We start from the raw sequence: 20,881 nt of genomic DNA, 5'->3' as shown, positions 1-20,881 counted from the left end.
CCAATACGGGCTACGCACACAATCGATTAATGAGCTCTAGCGGCAGCCTTGGCTGGTGTATTTTCTATATGCTCGAATAACTTATCTTTATCCACCGCACCAGCGATCATCCAACTTGCTAAAGCATTCGTTAACAATTGCACCATTCGTTTTTCTGAGCTTACTGGAGCTGCAGTAATAACTGGATGTGCATCTTGCTCTAAACGTGTAATAAATCCTGCGTTATATTCATTCTCAGGCAAAAAGCTAATATATAAATCCCTTAGCTGAGTAGCAGAAAGCTCGCCTGCAGCAACCATACTTAAAAAGGCATTACGTTGTTGCTCATAGGCATGTAAAAGCTCACGGTTTTCCGCAGAAATCGCGGTCATGATGTCATTCATTTTCCCTTCTTGCTCATTTGCCATGATCGTAGGTTTCGTACTAATTGCTAACTGTCCGACAAAGGTAAAATCAGCTTTTCGTTTTACCTCAGGATAATATTTATTTCCTTGCACTTGTAAACTAAGAGCTGGCTGATCTTTATCGGCAACACCTTCATGTCTTCTAAGTTCATGTTCAGGCTCTTTAAAAGAGAGGTTAATCGCAATATTTAAACTATCCTCTAAAGCTTTTAAAGCAACTGGAGGCAAAGCAGTTTTCATATCCCGTAAATAACTTTTAGCAGCATCTGGAGGCAGATTAGCAAAGACATCACGATAAATCGGATTTAAATGATCTTCATATAATCTATCAACCGTTAATTGACGTAACACATAAGCCATACATTCGACTAATTCTGATTTACGTGAATTACTAAGCAATCGCGTCATACGCTCTTTTGGTGTAGTCAAATAGGCGTCATTAGCCGCCGCATGTTGTGGAAAATACTGATAAAAACGACCTAACACTTTTTTCAAAGCAGCATCATTAATAGGGGAGTTATTTTGTAAATAATCAATTAATGCCACGGCCACTGCATGAAATTGCTCGCCTCCGACATTAATATATTCGTATTCTTTGCCCTGATTTGGTACATTTTCCACAGGAGCTCTAAAGAATCCACTGTTACTGCGTGCCACCATAACGCGCCCCTTAATTATCAATTTAAGTCCATTTTAATGAATCTAAATTAAGGAAATATTAACTAATGGTTTCCTTGTATATATATTAGCCATTATTTTCAAAATAAACTATTCACTATAAAATAAACGTCAGCACCATAATTCTAGACCATTTGCCAGAGCTTTACCCAGTTCGGCCAAATTTAATAACGTTTAACGGATCTAAAGAGGAACATATGGAACAATATCAGGATGATAATTGGATTCGCACCCAAGAACTGTTACAGCACTCACGTGAATTTATGGCCTATTTTGAATTGGCAGAGGCGAAAATGGATGAATGGCGCCAAGAAATTGAACGCCATGCGCTGCGCCTACAGCAACAACAAGAATCCATCAGCCTATTAACTGACAAATCCTTAGCGCAAATTAACCAGCATCGAGATCAACTGATACAGCATCTTCACAAGCAATTAAGCCCCTATGCTCCAGATCAATTTCAACGCATTGCCCACGAAAGCTGTGAACTCGTAAAACAGAGCGCTAATGATGCAGTAAATAAAAGCAATAAACTATTGCATAGCTTTCAATTACGTTTTAATTTTTTTGCCGTACTTATCACTATTTTAACCGCGTTTATTGTCGTACTTTATCTTAATGGGGAACTCCCTTGGGAAATGCATCATGTCGCCAAAAATGAGCGTCAAGCTGGGCGAATGTTATTACAGGTATGGCCTAAATTAAGCCAAGAAGAAAAAACAAAGATACTAACCTATATTAATCACTCCTAAATTGTCGCAACCTATTCTAAGGACCTCGCGTTGATCTTCTCCATTACGATTACTATTTATTTAATCCTGCTCCTTAGCTTGAGCGGCCGCTATCTATGCCGCCGTATCAAACAAGGGCGCATCGAGCAATGGAAAAAATCCCTGCATATCGATGAACATGAACGAGTTTTTCAACAGTTATATCATCATGCAAATGGGTTCCTATTATCCCAGCAAGCGCGTCAAAAAAGTGATTCACTCGATTATGTTTATGGTGAAATTAAACTTTTACCTTTCCTCGCTTTATTTTCACTAGCCCAGCCTGACAAACAAACCGTATTTTATGATCTTGGTTGTGGGGTAGGAAAAGCAGTGCTCGCTTGCGCGATGGTTTATCCTATAAATAAAAGTGTTGGGATAGAAATTCTGCCCCAACTTTATTTTAATGCCTGCAGACAAGTAGATTACTTAGCCCAACTACCCAATTATGCGGAGCAAGCAAAAAAAATTGAATTTATTTTAGGAGATTTTCTTGAAGTAAATTTGGATGAAGCAACCATTATTTTTATTAATTCAACTTCATTTTTTGGTCCAACCTGGGAGAAAATTTGCGCTCGCATTGAGCAATTACCCCAACTAAAAATCGTCATCACTACCAGCAAAACCTTACCAGGCAAGCACTTTAAGGTAATTCTGCAAACACAAATTGAAATGAGCTGGGGGGTGGTTTTTGCCTATATACATGCGCGAAAAAAGAGTAAATACTAACTGTCTTGAAAACATTGAATAATTTTTTACCCGATCTATACTTATAGAACAAGGGCATTGTCCGCACCTAAATCTGTAATGGTGACAGACTTTGGAACAAGCGACAATCACGAGGTGGGTATGATTAAATCGGAGCTCATAGAACACATTGCTGCTCGAATGACGCATCTTACTGAAAAACAAGTAGCTGATGGGATTAATAAGATATTAGAACTAATGAGTGATGCACTAGTTAAAAATCAACGGATTGAAATTCGTGGCTTTGGTAGCTTTTCGCTACATTACCGTCCGCCACGTAATGCCCATAATCCGAAAACAGGGGAAAAAGTAGTCACGAAGGCTAAGTACAGCCCCCACTTTAAACCTGGTAAAGAATTACGTGAGCGTGTTGATATGTCTCGGTCACAATACGAATTGCCAGCTGAGGAAGAATAGAGTATCTGGATATGAACTTTTCGTCATTGCGAGCCTTGGCAAAGCAATGACGGCAGTTTAAATCACATATCCTAAGAATAATGATGCCTTTACTTAAGTACGTGGCAAGGTTACACCAGTTTGTCCTTGGTATTTGCCACCACGATCGCGGTAGGAAACAGCGCAAACTTCGCTTGCTTCCAAGAAGAGCATTTGTGCAACGCCTTCATGAGCATAAATTTTTGCAGGCAAGGGCGTAGTATTCGAAAATTCCAAGGTAACATGTCCTTCCCACTCAGGCTCTAGGGGAGTAACGTTAACAATAATACCGCAACGCGCATAAGTGGATTTACCTAAGCAAATAGTCAGTACATTACGTGGAATACGGAAATACTCGACTGTGCGCGCCAAAGCAAACGAGTTTGGAGGAATGATACATACGTCAGACTCCACATCCACAAAACTATTTTCATCAAATGCCTTCGGATCGACTATAGATGAGTTGATGTTAGTAAAAATCTTAAACTCTCTTGAACAGCGCACGTCGTACCCATAACTAGATACTCCATAAGAAATAATCCGTCCACTCTCCTTTTCACGTACTTGGTTCGACTCGAATGGAGAAATCATTCCATGTTCAAGCGCCATTTTTTCAATCCATCTATCTGATTTAATCGACACGATGAAACCTCATAATTTTTTCAAAAAAGGAGTTCTATCATAAAAAACAAAGAAACGAAAGAGGGAGCCACACACCGAGGACACTGCCAGTGTAGATAAATATTATAAAAAACAATGAAACATCAAAAAACTGCAAAAGCAATACTTTTGCAGTTTGCCCATTATTTTTTCGCCATCTTCGCTAAAATATCCCCCAGCTCCATGGGCATGGGAAATACAATCGTGGAATTATTTGTTCCGGCAATCGCTGCTAAAGTCTGTAAATAACGTAGCTGCATTGCCTCTGGTTGTTGTGCTAATACTTGAGATGCTTGCAGTAGTTTTGCTGAAGCTTGTAATTCCCCTTCGGCATGAATAACTTTCGCACGACGTTCCCGTTCCGCTTCAGCTTGTTTAGCAATTGCACGAATCATACTTTCATCCAAATCGGCGTGTTTGATTTCGACATTAGAGACTTTGATGCCCCAATTATCCGTTTGTGCATCGAGTATTTTTTGCACGTCACTATTCAAACGCTCGCGTTCGGAAAGCATTTCATCAAGCTCATGTTGTCCCAAAACCGAACGCAAGGTAGTTTGCGCTAGCTGACTGGTGGCTTCATAATAATTTTCCACTTGAATAATCGCATGCTCTGGTGCAACAACCCGGAAATATAGTACCGCATTGACACGGACGGACACGTTATCCTTTGAAATCACATCCTGGCTCGGAACATCCATAACAATAGTACGTAAATCCACGCGCACTACTTGCTGAATTACCGGAATAATTAGCACTAATCCAGGACCTTTAACCCGCCAAAAGCGCCCAAGCATAAACACCACACCACGTTCATACTCCCGAAAAACCTTAACTGCGGATATTAATAGCAGTATAATGGCTGCAAATATTACCCCTAAAAAAGGCGTCATCTCATTCTCCTTGTGTTCCAGTATCTTCCTCAACATGTAACACTAATCCTGAAGAGCCCACCACAATAACTGGCTTACCTGCAGCAATAAAATGGCGTGATGCAGCACTCCAAATTTCACCGCGGATCAGCACCTGCCCTTTCAGATTAATATCTTCAAACGCTTGCCCCTGGCCACCAATTAAAATCTCTACTCCATGTTGCAGCTTTTGATTACGGGCCCTAACTACACTGCCTAAAAGAATGATGAAAATAACAATATTAACCACGGCCATGCCCCCAATTACAGACCACGCAACATGGAGAGTATATCCAGGGGTATCAATGAGCATGACTGAACCAATAAGAAAAGCGATGGTGCCGCCAACACCCAAGGAGCCAAAAGTAGGCAAAAAAGCCTCTGCAATTATGAATCCAATTCCCACAATAATGAGTAAAAAACCGGCATAATTCACCGGTAATAACTGTAATGCGTAAAAAGCGATAAGCAAAGAAATAGCCCCGATTACTCCTGGCAGAACAAAACCAGGATTAACTAACTCGAAGAAAATACCGTAGATACCCAAAAGCAGTAACAAGTAGGCAATAGTGGGATCGGTGATTAAGGATAAGACATAGGTACGCCAATCCGGATTGACTCGGTGGATTTGTGGATTACTCGTATTTAGGGTTATTTTTTGATTATTTTGCGTGACGACTGTCCCATTGAGTTGCGCTAATAAATCCTGTTCATCATTAGCAATAAAATTAATTACCTTTTGTTTTAATGCTTCTGTTGCCGTAAGTGTTTCTGCGTTTAATACCGCTTTTTGTGCAAATACGGGATCACGCCCGCGTAATTGTGCCAAAGAACGAATGGTGGCCACTGCATCATTCGTGACTTTCTTATCTATGGTATCTGCATGCTGACCCAATTGCGGGGCACCTGAAAATTCGGTACTAATATTAACGGGACTGGCAGCACCTAATTGAGTTCCAGGTGCCATCGCCGCTAAGGTTGCCGCATATAAGATATAAGTTCCGGCACTGGCAGCACGAGCCCCAGTAGGACTAACATAAACGACGATGGGTACATTAGAGGCCAAAAAGGTTTGCACGATGCTTCGCATCGACTCATTAAGTCCTCCTGGAGTATCAAGCAGTACCAGGATTAAATCTGCATGTTGGGCTTGATTTACATCACGTACAATGTAATCGGCAGTGGCAGGACCAATAGGACCTTTAATACTTAGTTCTACTATTCTTGCAGCATAGAGTGACGAAGAGTAAATGAAAACCACAAGGGATAGAGTAATTATTTTTTTAGCTAAACTCAAATAACGCATAGCCATCCTTTATGCGAAGCATTATATGTTTAAAGATAGCACAAAGAGTGTGGCGTAGTTACTTGCAACCAAGTTTCGGGGTTCTCGGCAAATGAAAGATGCCATGAAAGAAGGCCTGGTTGCAAGCAACCAGGCTACGGCTATTTAGAAGTAAACGCCTATTTGTGCTGAAACAGTATCTGCAGAACGCCCTGTTCCTAGTGTCGGGGCATTAGTAACACCTGTTGGAGCATTACCATTGGCAAAGTTGTTTTTTCCGTAATCCATATCATGTCGGTACTCAAGACTTTCAACCGTGTCTTTCCAAATAGAAATGTTGTACACCCCGATAAGACGTTGCTGGGGTAAGTTCAATGCTAAAGCATCCTTAGTCCATTGATAACCAAGGCCAATCGATGAGGGTCGATTAAAGCTCTTAAAGGTCACACCAAATTCGGTTTGCAAAGCTTGCGGTCTGGCTCCACGTGCATTGAAGCTTAAATCTTCCGTTCTAAATGGTTGAGTTACCCCTACCCACTCTGCTGTTAAGTTATAGCGATCAAAACCTACGCTACCATAAACATCCACCGCTTGGGTTTTGCGGACAATTTCACTTCCATGCAACAAGGAACCAAACCCGCCAAAGGTTCCAGGATTTGCGGCAGTATTTTGCATACCCGATGAATCAGCGATTGAACTAATATAGCTTGCGCCAACTTCTCCGGTAATATCATTTACAGCAAAACTATAACCTAAGTTAGCACCACCAACACCGGATTTCCCTGATTGAGTGTCACTACGATAAATATACATTGACGCAAAAGATCCACGATCCGTTTGCGATTTATATCCTAAAATAAAAGGACGCGTCTTTGTTCGCGCTAAATTCATCGTGAGTGGAGCACTAACCATCGCACTCGAGTAGCGTCCAAATGGAGCATATAATTGTCCGGCAGTAAAATAAAATGGCGTTTTATCCAAGTTACCAATATTCACAAATCCCAAGTTCAAACTGAATGCCGAGTTATTGATACGAGGCCCAATTTCCGGAGGGCTCTCATCATAAGCAATCGACATATAGGCTTCAACATTCTGGTTCAGTGCCGCGGCCACTGCTAATTCACTGGAACCTAAGGTTAAATCTGTATTCGTTTCCCCCATGTAGGAAGAGTTAACCATCCCTATAGGTTCGGCCTTACCACTAATTGCAATAATAGGGCGCTCCGGAATGGGATAACCAATCTTTTTATACGCATCATATAAACGACGTCGTTGCTGCATTAAGCGAATATCACGATTAATACTGGAAATGTTTACAATATAATCCGAACCATCAAATGCGGGTCGTGACCCCAAATATGGGGAGGTGACAACTGGGGTTCCGGCAATGTAGGTAACAACTCGATTATCAGCGACTAAAGCAGTAGGGTAAAAACCTATTGATGCTGGTTTCGCTTCCGGCGCATGAACAGTAATGGGTGAGGAATGATATTTAATTAACCTACTGTTTTTATGCCTGCCTTGCTGTTTTTTTTCACCTTGCTGCGCTACAGCCGTTGTTGGGCGCGAAGTCGTAGTAGCTCGTTGCAGACGAGCGGGTGCGGCAGAATGTTTTGTTTTATGGGTTACTAGTTTTTTTTGTAAAGCAATTAATTGTGATTGCAGTTGTTGTGTTTGCTTTTGTAAACGTTCTATTTCACGTTGCAACTGTTGATCATTTTCCGCATAGAGTGGCGATGAAAAACAGACTAAAGCCAATACAAGTTTTTTAATCTTCATGCGGCTACTCCTGTTTATTATTTTTTACTTCCACACAGGGTGTGGGCAGAAAGTATATCTTGTGAATTTAATGATGACTAGAGCTAAATTAAAACTTAATTGAAAAAATAATAGACAGGGGAATTTTTAAAAAAGCGAGGATTTGTAGTTGTGTCAGTATTAGAGGAGGTCGTAATATGGAAATATGTCTGACATAGAAACCCATATTACGCGACGCTAATATGGGTTTCACTGTTGATAATTTACGCGTTACCTACATACTTCAGACCAAAGTAAGGGCCGAAGAGTCCGTAGTTAACTGCTTGAACTTGAGCATTGGGTAACTGGAAGTTTTGGCTAAACAATGGATTGAAGTAGTTAATCGCTTGATAACCTGCATCAATGTTTATAGTACCTTCCCAGAAATCATGTGCATAATTCAAGCCAAGTTTTGCTTCTAAGCTTGGAACAATTGATTTCTTACGAGCAGACACTTGCGCATAAATAGCATGAAGATTATCAACCACAAAGCCTTCATGATATCGTGAGGTTCCGACCAGGATTGAACCAGTACCATTAGCAGTTACACTTAAACCATTAAACAAAGCATAAGAGTAATCGATTCCTGCAACAGGACCAATACCTTTAAAGTCGGTATTATCAAATACAGAAACGGTAGAACCAAACTGTAATGGAATCAATGGATAATTTAGATAGCTAGTCGCATTAGACTGAATATTTGCATATTGCATACCGCCAAAGAAACGCATTTTCTTTCTAGCACTTACATCAACATGCTGGCCCAACACGATATTTGCCTGATCAAATTGATCACGGCTTTCGTAATTAGCGGGAACTTGCAGAACAGTTGCAGGTGGAACTGCCAAAGGAGCTAAAAGGTTATTGAAATCCCCTTTAGAGTTTAAGTGCGTCCAGTTTACCGTGATGTCATTACCCGTGTTGAAGTAAAAAGAGCCCATTACACGGAACCCCCAACTCCAATCATCACGTACGTCAGCAACTTCTGAGCTAGCTGCACCTGTAGCCACATTTGGAACGAACTGCAGGCTTTTGTGAGCGCTGTAGATAGGACGCATGTACAGTGCATCAGCCCCTAATTCCCATTTTCTTGCCTCACAAGGAACAGTAACATTTCCAGGTGTACATACAGGCCCCATAGCGCCAGCAGCTGCATAGCCACTAGCAACCAATCCCAATACAGCAATAGTTGTCTTTTTTAGCATAAAAACTCCGTTTGAAAAAAAGCCCATCAACTGACGACGGGCTTCACTAGGCCTATTTACACATCACTTGCTTGTCATTACGGCCAAGAAAATAATCATGCAAACAAACCCTAAGATCTTAATCAATTAAGAAATTAAACATTACCAACATACTTCAAGCCAAAATACGGACCTGAAGCACCAAAATCTGACCTTTCAGCAATCAATGCGGGGCTAACCTGTCTGTTTGGGCTAAAATAATTAAACCACATATAACCAGCATCCAGGGTAATATCACCTTGCGCCATTGCGTATGTATAGTTAGCTCCCAATTTAGCTTCTAACTCAGGAACAATCGCCGTTGTAGAAAAACGAAATGGGGTAACCGTAACTCCGGGAACAATGGCTCCAGATACAGAATGGAAACCATCATCATTAAACTTAGCAGTACCAACTAAAACAGCAGCTGCCCCCTTGGCATAAACACCAAAGCCATTGCCAAACTCATAGGCCATATCAAGACCTGTGCGTGGACCAAAACCATTATATACAGACATAACTTGGAAATTTTCGCTAGCCGGCGTATCCAAAACAGCTACTCTTGTAATATCCACATCGGACGTGGACTTGATTCGTGCAAATTGGAAGCCGCCATGGAAACGCATTTTTTTGTTTACACTAAAATCAACAAATTGCCCTAACTCACCGTTAACAGCATCCCATCTCACCTTTTCTTTTGAAAAAGCGTCAAGGGCAGAAAAAATAAGTGGATTAATCAGGATGTCGTGATTGCCTGAATCTAAGTGGTACCAGGTTAATGTAAAATCGTTACCCGTGTTAAAGTGGTATGAACCTTCGAGCTGAAAACCCCAGCTCCATTGCCCGCCTTGATCATTGTATTCACTCGGATCAGCCGCAGTTGGATAATAAGCAAAATCGTGGTTTACAGTGGTTTGCAAATAGAGAGCTTGTCCGCCAACATCCCATGCAGTTTTGGCGCAAGGAACTGTAACATTACCAGGGGTACAAACAGGTCCCATGGTCCCAGCGAATACGGCGCTGCTGCCAAAGGCAAAGACAGCCATCGCTGTTTGTTTCAAGTTTAACATGCGTATCTCCACTTTCTTATTAGGGCCTGTTTACACGGCCTATTAATTTCCGTTTATAGCTCATTCTAACTAGAAACTAAATTCTTTAGCAAGGGTACGTTCTCGCTCTATAAAGCACTGCACCTCGCCAAATTATCCCCGATCAACTTTAGCAAAGTCAACACAATCACCGAAATATCTTGAAGGATAATCTTTAAATATTTGCAACATACTTTAAGCCAAAATAAAGACCTGAAATACTTAAATCAGTTGATCTATTTTCTGAAGTAGCTGTTTGATTATTTGCTATATTTTCAATAATATTTTGATTTCTTAATGGATTAAAATAATTCACCCACAAATAGCCTAAATCAAAAAGAAAGTCCCCTCTTTTTGTTGGGTAACTGTAGTTAAGCCCCACACTGGCCTCAAGCTCTGGAACCATCGCAGCGTAAGAGCCATGCACTGAGGTTAATGGCTCAGCCAAACCCGTAACACCAGACTTAATGGTGCCAACGAGTAGTGCCGTAGCAGCTTTAGCATACATAGTAAATCCGTTACCAAGAATGTAATGCATATCAATACCTGTACGTGGACCAAAACCACTAAAGGAGGTATTGTAAGCAAGATTTCGTGGTGCTGGTATACTGTCTGCATCAACCAAGCCTAAAAGGTCTGCAGGGATAATAAAGGCAAGTCGCGCATTCATCGTATTTTTTAGTCGGGCAAATTGAAAGCCACCATGAAAGCGATAGTTAACATCTCGCGTAAACTTGGCGAATTGGCCCAATTCACCATTTACAGCATCCCATTGGGTTTTCAATGCTAAACGTACATTAAGTGGATCAAATTCACCGAATGGATTAAATTTTAAATTTCCGCTCGTCCCATCTAAGTGATACCAATTGAGCGTCACATCATTACCGGAATTCAATAGGTAGGATGCCTCTAAATGGAAACCCCAGCCCCATTGCCCACCAAGGCCATTATAAATGTCATTGTCGCCTCGAGGATAATAGGAAAAATTTTGATTAAAATTAGTCTGCAAATACAGCGTTTTGGCCGCCACACTCCATGCAGTTTGTGTGCATGGCAATGTCACCGCTCCTGGCGTGCCCGCAGGCCCCATGGTACCTGCAAAAAGTATTTCACTACTAAAAATGAGTACAATAAGGATTAGTCTTTTTAAAACAAACATCCCTGGTCTCCACGTTTATAAATATTTATGAGTATTCTCTTTATTGCTTATTGTACAAACAATAAACGGATAGCAGCACTTATCCTTTGAGGGCACACAGTATCCATCATGACACAGAAATAAGTCAAGAAAATCAACCTGATAGTCACCTTTTACAAAGATCTCAAAAGGTCTTCTTGAAGAAATTGATTAAAGCAAATCTTTACGCGGTTTGGCACAATTAGACTAATAGTGATAAGCACTAAACACGATAACAAAGCGGGTAGTTTGTTAGAAACAATAAATCAGGAAAGAGAATACGAAGGAGGTAATATGAAAATAAAATTAGGAGAACCCACCCTATTTACACTAGGGTGGGTAATGAAAAAGCTAGTAATTAAACATTACCAACATATTTCAAACCAACGTATGGGCCAGAAGCACCAAAGTCAGAAACATGGCTTGTCAGGTCAACAGCTGAAACACGGTTGAACGCATTGAAGTAGTTGAACCACATGTAACCAGCGTCTAAAGTAACATCACCTTGAGCCATTGAGTAAGTGTAGTTAGCACCTAATTTAGCTTCTAGTTCTGGAATGATTGCAGTTTTTGAGCCATGGTATACAACTGCAGCAGGCTCAGAAAAATCACGGAAACCAGAAGTGAACTTAGTATTACCAACTAATACAGCAGCTGCTGCTTTAGCGTAAATACCAAATCCGTTACCGAATACATAGTTCATGTCTAAACCAGTACGTGGACCGAAACCGTTGAATTGAGTGCTGAAACCTTCTGCAGCGTCAACAGTTAATGGAGCTACAAGTGAAGCATAACCTGCGTTGTGCTTAGCACGAGCCCACTGGAAACCACCATGGAAACGCATTTTTTTGTTAGCGCTGAAATCAACGAATTGACCTAATTCACCGTTAACAGCATCCCACTTGTGCTTAGATTCAGCAGCGACAGTGAAGTTCTCACCATCAACAGCACCGTTGTAAGCAAAGCGATGAGTTCCAGTATCTAAATGATACCAAGTTAAAGTTACATCGTTACCAGTATTGAAGTGGTAAGAACCTTCTAATTGGAAACCCCAGTTCCAACGACTGTGGTCACGGAAGTTACCGTTTACATCAGGAAGGCCAACGAATTGGTTGTTGTTAGCGATTTGCAAATCAATAGCTTGGCCACTGATGTCCCATGCAGTACGCTCACAAGGAACAGTTACGTTTCCTGGTGTGCAAACTGGGCCCATAGTACCTGCAAATGCTGCTGCACTGCTACCTAAAGCGAGTACCGCTAATGCTGTTTTTTTCAAACTAAACATGCGTAGTCTCCATATAAGTTATTATTAAGTTCCAATTTTGTTATTAACTTACACAAAGAAGCTATTAACAAAACATGCACGTCGTTTTTTTGACGCAAGCATGAAAAGGTGAGCAGTATCTATACCGAGAGAAAATAAGTCAAGACAATTAGTTAAAAAAACTAAAATTTATAGGTTTTTTTTTTGAGTCACTGTATTTATTCGACCCAACATGCGGATTAATAATCCATTTTGCGCGGATAATACGTTTGTGCTTTTATAAAAAATCACCCCATTTTTTTAATAAAAAATGGGGTGATAAAGTGGGAGATTAAGCAAAATGTAACATGTACAAATTAAACATTACCTACGTACTTTAAGCCAACATAAGGACCAGAAGCTCCGAAGTCCATAGTTCTTGCAGTGCCAGTAGCAGCACTAACGTTGCTTAATGCATTGAAGTAGTTAAACCACATGTAACCAGCATCCAGAGTAATATCCCCTTGAGCCATTGAGTAAGTGTAGTTAGCACCTAATTTAGCTTCTAACTCAGGAACGATAGAAGTTTTAGAACCATGGAGGCTATTTGTAAGTGCGCCAAACTCAGCAGCAGCTGAGTTAAACTTAGAGCTACCTACTAAAATTGCTGCTGCTGCTTTAGCATAAACACCGAAACCATAACCTGTGAACACATAGTTCATGTCAAGGCCAGTACGTGGACCAAAACCATTGTATTGAGTTTCACCAGAAGAAGCGAAGTCAACTAGAGTACCTGCAGAACCAAGGCCTACAGCGTGATCAGTCTTAACACGAGCCCATTGGAAACCGCCATGGAAACGCATTTTTTTGTTCGCGCTGAAATCAACGAATTGACCTAATTCACCATTAACAGCATCCCACTTACGACCAACGTTGGCGAAACCAACTACATCAGCTACACCGTCAAAATCAGTCACGAAACCGTAACGGTTTCTGCTGCCATCTAAATGGTACCAAGTTAAAGTAATGTCGTTACCAGTGTTGAAGTGGTAAGAACCTTCTAATTGGAAGCCCCAATTCCAGCGACTGTGATCGCGGTATTGGCCAGTAGTATCAGCAATGAAGTAATCATTGTTATTAACGACTTGTAAATCAATGGCTTGACCACCGATATCCCATGCAGTGCGCTCACATGGTACAGTCACATTTCCTGGAGTGCAGACAGGTCCCATTGTTCCTGCGAATACTGCACTGCTACCTAAAGCGAGTACTGCTGCTGTTGTCTTTTTCAAACTTAACATGCTAAGTCTCCGTATTATTTTTATTTTTATTAATTCTGAATGTTTACTTGATAACTTACAATTTAAAAGTTACCAGCAGCATGCTTTCGTCGCTTTGGTTCGAAGCATGCAACACCATGAGTATGGCTCCGAAAATTAATAAAGCAAGTAAATTTACAAAAAAAAAAATAATATTTTTCATAAAGATACTTTTTTTGGGCACCGTCGCTATTTTTTAATCAGGCTGACAACAACTCTTCTATTTTCCGCACGGCCAGCATCTGTATCATTTCTAGCCACGGGTTTTAGCGCCCCCAGCCAAGTGACCGATAATTGCTCTTCTGGAACCCCTAAAGTTATTAGGTAATTTTGCACAGCCTGCGCACGATATTGCGAGATTGCATTATTATAACCCTTGCGACCACTTTCATCGGCATAACCAATAATCCGAATCACTTTAATCTGATGATCTGCTGCGGTATAACGTGCAATTCGTCGTAATTGGTCCTTATCTTGATCCGATAATTCACGGCTATCAGGAGCAAAATGAAAAACACTTTCTTTCACCCGATCAAAACCAAAGGGTAATAAATTACTGATACATCGCTGATAGTGAGAATAAGGTGTTTGAAAGCCACGAGGTGTCAATGCAACAGACACATCAAATCCTATATCCGAGCGATATTTAAATGTAGGTTCATAGCCTTGAGATAAATAAGTCAATAATTTTAATGTGGAATCTCGCTTTAAAAAAATTCCATAAGCGCCTGGATTTATCATTAATGAGCCGACCATATAGGTAGCACCTTCCGGTTTCCACATGGGTGCTCTAGCGATAATCCGCGCTGGCAATGGGCGAGTCACGGCATCCCATTTGCGTAACACAAAATGCGGTGACTGGGCAGCAAATTGTTCGAAATACCCGATACCATAATTAGGTATTGTTAGTGATAAACCACAACGGATTGGATTTCCAGTTACCTTCCAACTTTTTTCCCCTCCCATTGGAAAGGCATAATTGATTGGTGCCATTGCGAACGTTGTACTTACAGCTAGTACGTAGCTGACTGCAACGCGTTTTACAAACGCGTATCTCTTATTACTGAATTCCATTATTAATAATCCCCATGATTGAATTCATGTTATCCTTAGATATCGACACTGTTTTAAGAATCTTTAATTATGAAATCACTAATTATCAGCCAACCGGATGACTGGCATGTTCATTTTAGGGATAATGAGGTATTAGAGCATACCGTGTCAGCCAGTGCCGCACACTTTGCCCGTGTCTTAGTAATGCCTAATCTCAAGCCTGCGTTGACCAATTTGCCTGCGATTAGTGCTTATAGGGAGAGAATTCTTGCAGTTTTGCCTAATGACCATAACTTCACTCCCTACATGACCTTCTATTTAAACGAGTCGGTCACTGCTACAGAATTGGAACACGCCGCGGCTACTCCCTATATATTAGGCGCCAAACTTTATCCAGCCGGGGCAACAACTAATTCCGAAGCCGGAGCCAAGTCCCTGAGCGCGCTATATCCTTTACTTGAAGTCATGCAAGAACAGAATTTAGTATTACAAATTCATGGTGAAGTAACACATAGTGATATTTTTGAGCGTGAAACCTTATTCATTGATGAATATCTAAAACCCTTAGTCCTTAATTTCCCAAGATTACGCATCATTCTGGAGCATATTTCCACTCAAGCTGCGGTAAACTTTGTCAGCGAAGCACCAGAAACTGTTGCCGCCACCATTACCCCTCATCATTTACTGTACAACCGTAATCAGTTGCTTGCAGGAGGTATTAGGCCTCATTATTATTGCCTTCCTATTTTAAAGCATGAGCGTGACCAAAAGGCACTGCAACAAGCAGCTTGCAGTGGTAATCCCAAGTTTTTTGCCGGCACAGACAGTGCCCCGCACAGCATTCACAACAAAGAAAATGCTTGTGGCTGTGCGGGGATTTATTCAGCTCCCTTCGCCCTTGCACTTTATGCCCAAGTATTTGATGAATTAAACCAACTAACCAAGCTTAATCATTTTATGAGCCATTATGGTGCTGAATTTTATCAATTATCCATTAACCCAAAACAGGTTGAATTGATTAAGTCTCCGCAAACCTTACCAACAACAATGCCATTGGGTACAGAACTGGTTGTACCGATTGCGGCGGGTGAAACAATCCAATGGAGTATTCATGTCCCCTCTTGATAATGTATTAAGTAGTACAATGAAAGGCCGCTTTCGTGGCTTCTTGCCCGTAGTTGTCGATGTGGAAACGGCAGGGATAAATCCGCAGAAAAATGCCTTGCTGGAAATGTGTGTTGTCTTGCTCACCATGGATAAACAAGGCAATTTACAACGCAGCACCAGCCACTTTGAACACATCTTACCTTTTTCTGGAGCTGAGCTGGACCAAAAATCGCTAGAATTCAACCAAATTGATCCCTTCCAACCTCTGCGTTTTGCGGTAGAAGAAAAAATCGCTCTGGAACAGCTATTTAAACCCATTTTTAGTGCGATTAAACAACAGAACTGTCAACGGGCAGTTTTGGTTGGCCATAACGCGTGGTTCGATTTATTGTTTGTTAAAGAGGCAGTCAAAAGAACGGGGCTACAATCTCCCTTTCATGCGTTTACTTGCTTCGATACCGCCACCTTAGGTGGATTAATTTATGGACAAACCGTATTAGCAAAAGCGGCCCAGGCGGCAGGCGTTCCATTTAATCCTCATGAAGCACATTCTGCAATTTATGATGCAGAAAAAACCGCAGATTTGTTTTGTGAAATGACAAATACCTGGCGAAAGTCACAGCTTAAATAAAGATAATCATGGATAGTCGGGAAGAAGGAGCCCGTATTAACACAATGTAATACGGGCTACAATTAGGCTATGTCTATTATAATGAACCAGAATGCTCTGCAAGATATTCTGCAACACCTTGTGGAGAGGCAGTCATACCTGCCTGGCCTTTTCTCCAACCAGCAGGACAAACTTCACCTTTTTCTTCGAAGAATTGTACTGCATCAATAGTTCTTAAGAGCTCATCAACATTACGACCAATTGGTAAATCATTCACGATTTGTGCACGAACAACACCCTTAGTATCGATAACAAACGCACCACGGAATGCTACGCCAGCAGCTGGATGCTCTACACCATAAGCCTGGCAAATGCTATGGGTCATATCAGCAGCCATAGTGTAACGCACGGAACCAATTCCACCTTTTTCTACAGGAGTATTTCTGTATGCATTATGAGTGAAATGAGAATCAATAGACACGGTAACCACTTCAACATTACGGCTTTTGAATTCATCCATGCGGTGATCTAAAGCAATCAGTTCAGAAGGACATACAAAAGTGAAATCTAAAGGATAGAAAAACACTAATCCATATTTCCCTTTGATGTGCTCATGTAAATTAAATTTATCGACAATCTCACCATTGCCCATCACCGCAGCTACGGTAAAATCAGGAGCTTTACGTCCGACTAGTACACTCATTCTATGATCTCCATTTGCGCGCAAGAGGAATCCTTGCGCAGATTATTATTATCGAGAGCTTGTTTATATTTCGCTAGCCGTAACCAAAAGTGAAAAATGAGCCAACTTTGGCTAAGACAATCGAAATATAATAGCCTTATACGGCAATTGCATCACGTAACATGATTTCTAACTCACCTTGCTGGAATAATTCAGCAATAATATCTGAGCCACCAATCAATTCACCCTTAACATATAATTGAGGGAAAGTTGGCCAATCAGAAACTTGAGGTAACATTTGACGAATGTCGGGATTAGCAAGAACATCTACGTAAGCAAAATCAACACCACAAGCCTCGATGCATTGAACTGCACGCGCAGAAAAACCACATTGAGGCATCTTTGGGGATCCTTTCATGTATAGCAGAATCGTATTTTCTGCGATTTGTTTTTTAATTTTTTCGATTGTATCCACGCTTGTGTACCTTTAAAATAATAAAAACGCTCATTATGGCGAAAAGCTAGCGCGGCCGCAACTTATTTCACTCTCCCTACCCCGACGCATCAAGGTAAAAGCAGGTACCGCACACACCAAGCGAATGAGTAATTGTTTTAATAATAGGCATGGAATCTTAAGGAAATATTAATTGAATATCATATTTGTCCTGCTACACTTAGGGCAACTCACAATAAGGAGAATTTCATGACTTTTACATTACCCAAATTGCCCTATGAAATGGATGCTTTAGCACCACATATTTCTAAAGAAACTCTTGAATATCATTATGGAAAACACCATCAAGCTTATGTGAATAACTTAAATAAGTTAATTCCTGGAACTGAATTTGAATCAATGTCTCTTGAAGATATTATTATGAAATCAAAAGGTGGGGTATTCAATAATGCTGCTCAAATTTGGAACCATACCTTCTACTGGCATTGTTTGAGCCCAAACGGTGGTGGTGAGCCAACAGGCAAACTTGCTGATGCCATCAACAAGCATTTCGGTTCGTTTAGTACCTTTAAAGAACAATTTACCCAAGCAGCCGCTACTACTTTTGGTTCAGGCTGGGCATGGCTAGCTCAAGATAAGGCTGGTGATTTAAAGATTATGAGTACCAGTAATGCAGGCACCCCCATGACTGAAGGCTTAACAGCTCTATTAACCTGTGATGTATGGGAACACGCTTATTATATTGATTACCGTAATGCGCGTCCTGATTACATCAGTGCATTTTGGTCATTGGTGAATTGGGAGTTCGTCTCTGATAATATGAAGTAAGTGATGGGATAATTGCCGAATCACTACCATTAAATTAAGCGCTCGGCCATTATAGGCTGGGCTACCAAGTCCAGCATCGGATGCGTTGCTGGCGGTGTTTGCTGGGCTGACAGCCCAGCCTACGATTTTATATGGACGGCAAAAAGATTATAAAAAGGAAGATAGATAATGGCTTTAATTACTAGTTACAATCCCATGCCCATAACCTTTACTCATGGTGAAGGCGTTTGGCTTTATGACGATCAGGGAAAAGCATATCTTGATGGCTTAAGTGGGATAGCCGTTTGTGGGCTAGGGCATGCGCATCCAGATGTGACCAAAACCATACAAGAGCAAGCAGCAAAACTCTTACATACCTCAAATACTTTTCACATTAAACAACAAGAATTACTTGCGGAAAAACTTACCTCCATGGCTGGAATGGAACAAGTATTTTTTGCCAACTCAGGTGCTGAGGCCAATGAAGCAGCTATTAAATTAACACGACTTTACGGTCATAAAAAAGGCATTGAAACCCCATCTATTATTGTGATGGAACGAGCCTTTCATGGACGCACGATGGCAACCTTAACCGCCTCAGGAAGTCGCAAAGTACAAGCAGGTTTTGAACCCTTGGTCCCCGGATTTATTCGCGCCCCTTTTAATGACATTGAAGCCATCCATACGATTGCGGCTAATCGGGAAGATGTGGTCGCGGTGATGCTAGAACCGATTCAAGGTGAAGGTGGGATTTACGCCGCCGAAGAAGGCTATTTGCGCGCAGTGGCCAAATTATGTGAACAACATGATTGGATGCTTATTTTGGATGAAATCCAAACTGGAAATGGGCGTACTGGTAAACTGTATGCATGCATGCACCATAATATTCAACCCGATATTCTTACTACGGCGAAAGGTCTAGGTAATGGCATACCCATCGGTGCTTGCCTGATGAGTAAAAAAGCTACGGATTTATTCAAACCAGGAAATCATGGCTCTACCTTTGGAGGTAACCCACTAGCCTGTGCCACCGCCTTAACTGTATTAGAAATCATTGAGCGGGATAAAATTTGCGATCTGGTTACCCGTAATAGTGCCCTATTAATGGATAAGCTCATTCAAAACTTAGGTGAACATCCACATGTTAAGGCAATTCGTGGAAAAGGTTATATGATTGGCGTAGAATTGGATAGACCAGCTATGGACATGCGTAATATAGGTTTAGCCAATGGCATCATCTTTAATGTCACTGCAGATACCGTTGTACGCTTATTACCTCCGCTCACCATTACTGAAGAAGAAATTGATGAATTAGTGAAACGTTTAACACACACTATTAATCAATTTACGCAATAAGCGGTATCTAAGATGTAGGCTGGGCTTCCCCAAGGCCCAGCAAAACCCTATTCATAACAGCCTCAAAACACCTCTTCTATGAAGCAAAATTAATAATATATTGCTTTTTTAGGTCTATTTGCAATAAAATATGCTCAACACATAATCATTTAGAACAAAGGAATGGCATTATGACCACCCTATCGCCTCAAACCACCTTAACAATAAACACATTAATCAATAGCTATAAAAACCTAAGCTCAAGAGAGAAAGCCCTTTTTCCCAAAGAAATTAAAAAAGTGCTTGAAGCCAACCTTGAGACAGAATTAGATTTTAAAACAGCATTAGATATTATTAATCTATGTGATACCCCACAACTACTAAAATTCTCATGCATTAGTAACTTTATCGAAAGCGCTCTGTTCCAATGTTGCAGGTTATTAAAAGCAAACCAGCTTTTCTCTGATGAAAATGCTATGGCCGTTTTAAATTATCCAAAATCTCAGCAACCTTCTCAGGAGCTCCCCAAATTAAAATTGCCAAAACTGAAGCATCTTTTTTCTGCCATTTGCACATTACAAGATCACGGCCTACTCGTGGATGCTGAAAAACAAGTGTATTTGGCCGTTGTAATGCAGCACGAAAAATCCCCCCGGCAAGTTGCGGAGGCCTTGGCCATCTTACATAAAGCCGATTTATTAAATGCAAAAAATATAGCCGTAACCACTCATCCAATTAATCCTGCTGCAGTAGCTAAAATCTTAACCCTCATCGCTCCGTTAGGTTTATTATCAGGCGAGCATGCAGAAAATAATTTTAAAAAAGTGATTAAGCATACAAAACCTGCGAGTTTGCTCTTAGATATAGAGTTACTTGATCCCCAAGATACTAAATTACAAGATAAATTTGAAAAAATTATGCGCCCTCGCACTTATACAGCCCCCCTGTTACTTTTAGGAGTAGTCGAAGGCAATATAGCCTCCATCGAAATAAATAATCCATTTAGCACCCCCAAAACCCCCAAGGGAGTGGTTGCCTCACTGATTCCCGGCGCATTCTAACTTTGCCGTATACGCCCCCTAATTTCACGGCGTTA

At 41.0% G+C, this 20,881-nt stretch carries 21 protein-coding genes; 8 read left to right on the top strand and 13 right to left on the bottom strand.

The window, feature by feature from the left end; genetic code table 11:
* Window positions 1–26 precede the first annotated feature (26 nt).
* A complete protein-coding gene (locus J2N86_RS00380) occupies window positions 27–1,064 on the bottom strand; it encodes a hypothetical protein (protein WP_252580183.1) in 1,038 nt (345 codons plus the stop codon).
* A gap of 215 nt (window positions 1,065–1,279) precedes the next feature.
* On the opposite strand from J2N86_RS00380, the gene J2N86_RS00375 reads away from it, so the two are divergent.
* The 3 genes from J2N86_RS00375 (at window position 1,280) to J2N86_RS00365 (ending at window position 3,016) form a co-directional block, all read left to right on the top strand.
* Window positions 1,280–1,834, top strand: coding sequence for a hypothetical protein (locus tag J2N86_RS00375; RefSeq protein WP_252580181.1), 555 nt, complete (start codon window positions 1,280–1,282; stop codon window positions 1,832–1,834).
* A 30-nt stretch (window positions 1,835–1,864) separates the two neighbouring features.
* Complete coding sequence (locus J2N86_RS00370; protein ID WP_252580180.1) at window positions 1,865–2,581, top strand: class I SAM-dependent methyltransferase; 717 nt, start codon at window positions 1,865–1,867, stop codon at window positions 2,579–2,581.
* A gap of 120 nt (window positions 2,582–2,701) precedes the next feature.
* The gene (locus tag J2N86_RS00365) at window positions 2,702–3,016 is read left to right on the top strand and encodes an integration host factor subunit beta (protein WP_058534152.1); all 315 of its coding nucleotides are present in this window, start codon (window positions 2,702–2,704) and stop codon (window positions 3,014–3,016) included.
* A gap of 93 nt (window positions 3,017–3,109) precedes the next feature.
* Here the strand turns inward: J2N86_RS00365 and dcd are convergent, their stop codons facing one another.
* The 10 genes from dcd to J2N86_RS00315 form a co-directional block, all read right to left on the bottom strand.
* On the bottom strand, window positions 3,110–3,676 hold the full coding sequence (dcd, locus tag J2N86_RS00360) for a dCTP deaminase (protein WP_252580178.1): 567 nt from the start codon (window positions 3,674–3,676) through the stop codon (window positions 3,110–3,112).
* A gap of 161 nt (window positions 3,677–3,837) precedes the next feature.
* Window positions 3,838–4,587 (bottom strand): slipin family protein, encoded by a 750-nt coding sequence (locus J2N86_RS00355; RefSeq protein ID WP_252580176.1) that lies wholly within the window; start codon window positions 4,585–4,587, stop codon window positions 3,838–3,840.
* Window position 4,588: 1 nt separating this feature from the next.
* Window positions 4,589–5,917 carry an NfeD family protein gene (locus tag J2N86_RS00350; protein WP_407658964.1) on the bottom strand — a complete coding sequence of 443 codons (1,329 nt, stop codon included), beginning with the start codon at window positions 5,915–5,917 and terminating at the stop codon, window positions 4,589–4,591.
* Between the two features lie 138 nt (window positions 5,918–6,055).
* Complete coding sequence (locus tag J2N86_RS00345; RefSeq protein ID WP_252580173.1) at window positions 6,056–7,669, bottom strand: LbtU family siderophore porin; 1,614 nt, start codon at window positions 7,667–7,669, stop codon at window positions 6,056–6,058.
* A 242-nt stretch (window positions 7,670–7,911) separates the two neighbouring features.
* Window positions 7,912–8,892, bottom strand: a complete 981-nt coding sequence (locus J2N86_RS00340; RefSeq protein ID WP_252580171.1) for an Lpg1974 family pore-forming outer membrane protein — start codon at window positions 8,890–8,892, stop codon at window positions 7,912–7,914.
* 134 nt (window positions 8,893–9,026) lie between these two features.
* On the bottom strand, window positions 9,027–9,980 hold the full coding sequence (locus tag J2N86_RS00335) for an Lpg1974 family pore-forming outer membrane protein (RefSeq protein ID WP_252580169.1): 954 nt from the start codon (window positions 9,978–9,980) through the stop codon (window positions 9,027–9,029).
* A gap of 193 nt (window positions 9,981–10,173) precedes the next feature.
* Window positions 10,174–11,157: an Lpg1974 family pore-forming outer membrane protein gene (locus J2N86_RS00330; RefSeq protein WP_252580168.1), complete on the bottom strand. Its 984-nt coding sequence runs from the start codon at window positions 11,155–11,157 to the stop codon at window positions 10,174–10,176.
* A gap of 376 nt (window positions 11,158–11,533) precedes the next feature.
* On the bottom strand, window positions 11,534–12,460 hold the full coding sequence (locus J2N86_RS00325; protein WP_252580167.1) for an Lpg1974 family pore-forming outer membrane protein: 927 nt from the start codon (window positions 12,458–12,460) through the stop codon (window positions 11,534–11,536).
* Between the two features lie 335 nt (window positions 12,461–12,795).
* Window positions 12,796–13,719 carry an Lpg1974 family pore-forming outer membrane protein gene (locus J2N86_RS00320; RefSeq protein WP_252580165.1) on the bottom strand — a complete coding sequence of 308 codons (924 nt, stop codon included), beginning with the start codon at window positions 13,717–13,719 and terminating at the stop codon, window positions 12,796–12,798.
* Between the two features lie 207 nt (window positions 13,720–13,926).
* A complete protein-coding gene (locus tag J2N86_RS00315; RefSeq protein ID WP_252580164.1) occupies window positions 13,927–14,811 on the bottom strand; it encodes a flagellar protein MotY in 885 nt (294 codons plus the stop codon).
* A 69-nt stretch (window positions 14,812–14,880) separates the two neighbouring features.
* Here J2N86_RS00315 and pyrC point away from each other — a divergent pair, with 69 nt between their 5' ends.
* Both pyrC and rnt read left to right on the top strand, forming a co-directional pair.
* Window positions 14,881–15,915: a dihydroorotase gene (pyrC, locus tag J2N86_RS00310; protein ID WP_252580162.1), complete on the top strand. Its 1,035-nt coding sequence runs from the start codon at window positions 14,881–14,883 to the stop codon at window positions 15,913–15,915.
* Entirely contained in the window at window positions 15,902–16,528 is a 627-nt protein-coding gene (gene rnt / locus J2N86_RS00305) for a ribonuclease T (protein WP_252580160.1), read from the top strand. The genes pyrC and rnt overlap by 14 nt, the downstream gene beginning before the upstream one ends.
* A 76-nt stretch (window positions 16,529–16,604) precedes the next feature.
* On the opposite strand, the gene J2N86_RS00300 is transcribed toward rnt, so the two are convergent.
* Entirely contained in the window at window positions 16,605–17,210 is a 606-nt protein-coding gene (locus J2N86_RS00300) for a peroxiredoxin (RefSeq protein WP_252580159.1), read from the bottom strand.
* A 136-nt stretch (window positions 17,211–17,346) separates the two neighbouring features.
* Window positions 17,347–17,664: a Grx4 family monothiol glutaredoxin gene (gene grxD / locus J2N86_RS00295; protein ID WP_289781836.1), complete on the bottom strand. Its 318-nt coding sequence runs from the start codon at window positions 17,662–17,664 to the stop codon at window positions 17,347–17,349.
* A 228-nt stretch (window positions 17,665–17,892) separates the two neighbouring features.
* On the opposite strand from grxD, the gene sodB reads away from it, so the two are divergent.
* From sodB to J2N86_RS00280, 3 genes are all read left to right on the top strand, one after another.
* The gene (gene sodB, locus J2N86_RS00290) at window positions 17,893–18,471 is read left to right on the top strand and encodes a superoxide dismutase [Fe] (protein ID WP_252580157.1); all 579 of its coding nucleotides are present in this window, start codon (window positions 17,893–17,895) and stop codon (window positions 18,469–18,471) included.
* A 168-nt stretch (window positions 18,472–18,639) separates the two neighbouring features.
* Complete coding sequence (locus J2N86_RS00285; RefSeq protein WP_252580155.1) at window positions 18,640–19,806, top strand: aspartate aminotransferase family protein; 1,167 nt, start codon at window positions 18,640–18,642, stop codon at window positions 19,804–19,806.
* A 170-nt stretch (window positions 19,807–19,976) separates the two neighbouring features.
* Window positions 19,977–20,846: a hypothetical protein gene (locus tag J2N86_RS00280; protein ID WP_252580154.1), complete on the top strand. Its 870-nt coding sequence runs from the start codon at window positions 19,977–19,979 to the stop codon at window positions 20,844–20,846.
* The last annotated feature ends 35 nt before the right edge of the window (window positions 20,847–20,881 follow it).

Origin of the sequence: Legionella lytica (genome assembly GCF_023921225.1) — a bacterium.
Taxonomy (GTDB): Bacteria; Pseudomonadota; Gammaproteobacteria; order Legionellales; family Legionellaceae; genus Legionella; species Legionella lytica.
This window is presented reverse-complemented; position numbering and strand designations above follow the sequence as displayed.